1 protein-coding gene is annotated in these 248 nt (G+C 66.1%); it reads right to left on the reverse strand.

Features of this window, described 5'->3' with window-relative positions; translation table 11 throughout:
• On the reverse strand, nt 1-248 hold a 248-nt coding region (locus PXJ20_RS33140; protein WP_421057540.1), incomplete at both ends, for a M55 family metallopeptidase.

Below are 248 nucleotides of genomic sequence, written 5' to 3' on the forward strand. Positions count from 1 at the left end.
TAGACAGTTGAGCACCCGCACCAGCGACTGCATACTGTCCGCGCCAAAGCGCAGCGTGCTGCCATCGACGCGCCGCATGTCCGGCCATTGGCAAAACAAATCCGCCTGCCCCGGCGTCTGCGTGGTCAACTCGCATTCCAACGGCGCGTCGATCCTGAACGGCAGCAATTCCCTCGCATCGGATACCGCGCGTCGCGCGGCCTCTTCGATCAGCGCGCAGGCGCGCGACGGCGCGACGCTCGTGCACA

The organism is Paraburkholderia sp. A1RI_3L, assembly GCF_048957895.1.
Taxonomy (GTDB): Bacteria; Pseudomonadota; Gammaproteobacteria; order Burkholderiales; family Burkholderiaceae; genus Paraburkholderia; species Paraburkholderia kururiensis.